We start from the raw sequence: 3,499 nt of genomic DNA, 5'->3' as shown, positions 1-3,499 counted from the left end.
GGATCACATCGTCACCCCTTCCCCCATTACTCCGCTCGGCGCAAAGGGCTGCGGCGAAGGCGCAATCCACACCACGCCTGCGGCCCTGCTGTGCGCGATCAACGACGCCCTGGCGCCCCTCGGCCTCGAGTGCCGGGAAACGCCCGCCTCGCCCCGCCGGCTGTGGAACCTGCTGCACAACAAAGCCTGACAGGAAAGCTTTCACAATGTCCCAACCCGACCTCAGCAACGGGCCCCTCGCCGGCCTGCGCGTCCTCGACCTCTCGACCATGCTCGCCGGTCCCTACGGCGCGACGCTACTCGGCGACCTGGGTGCCGACGTCATCAAGATCGAGTCCCACTACGGCGATGAAAGCCGCCACCTCGGCCCCAAGCGCGGCGAAGAGCGCGGCCCGTATCTGAGCCTCAACCGCAGCAAGCGCGACCTCGTGCTCGACCTGCAACGCGAGGAGGCACAGGAAATCTTCGCCCGCCTCGCCGCCACCGCGGACATTCTCGTCACCAACATCCGCGAGCCGGCCCTGTCGAAGCTGGGCCTCGACTACGAACAGGTGAAGAAGCACCGGCCGGACATCATCTGGATCCGCGTCACCGCCTTCGGCGCCGACGGGCCCTACGCCGGCCGCCCCGGCATCGACTTCCTCGCCCAGGGCTACACGGGTGTGCTCACGCTCAACGGCGACCCCGATGGTGCGCCCGTACGCACCGGCTTCCCGGCCGTCGACGTCATGACCTCGCTCCTCGTCAGCAACGCGGCGCTGGCCGCGCTGCGCGCGCGCGACCTCACCGGCGAAGGCCAGCGCATCGAGGTCTCGCTCCTCGACGCCCTGATGCACGCGCAGGCCAGCTCCATCGGCACCTGGCTCACCACCGGCGACCGCCCCAAGCGCACCGGCAACCGCAGCCTCTACTTCGCGCCCTCCGGCGCGTATCCGACGAAGGACGGCAAGCACGTGGTCATCACCACGCCGGGCGAGAAGTTCTTCGCCAAGGTCTGCCGGGCCCTGGAAACCGACTGGGACACCGACCCCCGCTTCCACGACATCCACGCCCGCCTCGCCAACGAGGACGAACTCGACCGCGTCATGGCCGAGCGCACCCGCAAGTTCGATCGCGCGGAACTCGTCGACAAGCTCGTCGCCGCCGACGTGCTCACTGCGCCGATCAACGAGGTCGAAGACGTCGTCAAGGATCCCCAGATCCTGCACAACCGCATGATCGTCCCGGTCAAGCACCCGGTCCTCGGCCGCCTCGACGTCACGGGCATCCCCATCCGCTTCTACGGCACCCCCTGCGAGGTCACGCGGCACCCGCCGATGCAGGGCGAACACACGCGAGAGATCCTCGGTGAGCTGGGTTACCCGAAGGGAGACGTCGATGCGCTCATCGGCGACGGCTTGGTTGCTGACGTCGCCGAAATGACGCGGATGCGGGAAGAACGGCGGGCACGAAGGGCCAGGTGAATCGCTGGCCCTCCGCCAACTCGCTCTCGGCAAACACGTTGCGCCGATGTTTGCTGATCACCGAACGCTCTCGGCCGAATAGGTCCGCCATCTGGTCCTGCCGCAGCCACACCGAATCGCTTTCGAGCCTGACTTCGGTCACGCTCGACCCATCCTCAGTCTGATAGATCAGGATGTTGGTATTGTCGGCGTCCATAGCCTGCCTCCGCTTGAGGCCATCATCATAACTGACCGGAGAAGGCCTATTGCAGAGCGCCAGGCGCTGCTGCTGCGGACACGCGACGGGCCACGGGCGGCCGGACGTTACACCGGCTGCTATGTGCGCCCCACTGTGTCGGGCGATATCTTCCGACCATACGCTGGCGAGTGAGGCGGACCTTCACACCCGGGGCGCATTGAAGCGCTGACCGCGCGGGCGCCCGTGGCGAAATAATTGTGCGCCGATCCTTGCCCTGATGGGCAAACGGATCGGCGCGTTAATGCTGGCGGGTACCAGGGACTACACCATCATCCCCACGGCCGCCCCATGCCGCGTCGCCTCGGCCAGCCGCCGCGGCACCCATGCGCCGCCGGCGATGAACACCTGCGGGATGCTGCCGTCTGCCTTTAGGACGTGGTAGAGCGCCGGTTGCTGCACAGAGCCGTACATCAGCACCACGCTGTCGAAGCCGGCCTCGCGATAAGTCTGGTCGCCCCAGCTGGAGACGAACTCCAGCGCCTCCGCGGTGACACTGCGCAGGATAAGGTTCGCACGCACCTTCACGCCGCAGCGCTCCATGCGCTTCAGCACCATGCCGATCGAGTAGCGGGCGACTTCGGTGGCGAGATGCACGGACTTGTGGAAGATCTCGACCTGCTTGCCCTGCTCGGCGAGGTATTCCGCGACGCAGGGGGTCTGGTAGTAGTCTTCCTGGGAGACGATCGCGACACGCTGGCCCGTCTTCGCCCGCCCGCGCAGCACGTCCCAGCCCTGCAGGACATGGGGCAGGTCGATGCCCGGCACCTCGGTCGGCACGCGCGGCAGCGAGCCGGTGGCGATCACGACGGCATCCGGGTTGAGCGCCTTGATTGCGGCCAGATCGGCGGTGCTTTCGAGGCGCACGTCGACACCGAGGCGCGCGAGCGCGTTTTCCTCGAAATAGACCTGATCCTCGAACGAGTCGCGCCCGGGCGCCTTGGCGGCGAGGAGGAGCTGACCGCCAAGGCGTTTGCCCTGCTCCAGCACTGTGACCTTGTGGCCGCGCAGCGCTGCGATGCGCGCGGCCTCGCAGCCCGCGGCGCCGCCGCCCACGACGACGACGCGGCCGGGATTGTCGGCAGGGCGAAAGTCGGCCTCCCACTGCAGCTCGTTGCCGATCATCGGGTTGATCGAGCAGGTGGGCGTATAGGGGATGTAGGCCGGTTCGGACGCTTCGTCGATGCAGCGCGTGCAGCCTATGCAGCGGCGGATCTCGCCGAGCCGGCCCTCCTTCGCCTTGATGGCGAAATCGGGATCGGCGATGCCCGCGCGCACCATGCCGACAAGGTCGCAGAAGCCGCCCTTGATGAGTTCCTCGGCAAGCACGGGGTCGTTGATGCGGCCGGTGAAGAGCACGGCGATCTTCGGGTCCAGGTCGGCGAGGTCGGCGCGCGCGGCCTTGCCGAACTCGCGGTATTCGGCGTGTGGGTGGTAGGACGAGGGCACGTAGGACGGGGCCCCCCAGCAGTGGCCGACGTCGAGGTCGACGAAGTCGAGCAGGCCGGTCTCGCCGATGTGATACAGCATTTCCCGCAGCTGCATGTTGTCGTATCCGCCCTCGCGGGATTCCTGCCCGTTCACGCGGATCCCGACCGCCATCGTGGAGCCGACGCGCTCGCGCACGCGCTTCAAGGCCTCGACGACGAAGCGGATGCGTTCGGCCGGCCCGCCGCCCCATTTGTCTGTGCGGCGATTGGTGACCGGGGAGAGGAAGCTGTAGCCGACCGTCTCGTGCGCGCAGTGGATCTCGACCGCGTCCGCCCCGCTCGCCTTCGCCGCGGCCGCGGCCTCGGCGTAG

Annotated in this window: 3 protein-coding genes; 2 read left to right on the top strand and 1 reads right to left on the bottom strand. The window is 67.7% G+C overall.

Features of this window, described 5'->3' with window-relative positions:
• Nucleotides 1-190 (top strand): hypothetical protein (locus VGD93_RS11575; protein WP_395012186.1); only part of this gene is annotated, 190 nt, incomplete at its 5' end.
• A 16-nt stretch (nt 191-206) separates the two neighbouring features.
• On the top strand, nt 207-1,463 hold the full coding sequence (locus VGD93_RS11570) for a CaiB/BaiF CoA transferase family protein (protein WP_395012184.1): 1,257 nt from the start codon (nt 207-209) through the stop codon (nt 1,461-1,463).
• A 499-nt stretch (nt 1,464-1,962) separates the two neighbouring features.
• On the opposite strand, the gene VGD93_RS11565 is transcribed toward VGD93_RS11570, so the two are convergent.
• On the bottom strand, nt 1,963-3,499 hold a 1,537-nt coding region (locus VGD93_RS11565), incomplete at its 5' end, for an FAD-dependent oxidoreductase (protein ID WP_395012183.1).

This window comes from Devosia sp., from assembly GCF_036406155.1.
Taxonomy (GTDB): domain Bacteria; phylum Pseudomonadota; class Alphaproteobacteria; order Rhizobiales; family Devosiaceae; genus Devosia_A.
Note: the sequence above shows the minus strand (reverse complement) of the source record. Positions and strands in the feature narration are given on the sequence as shown.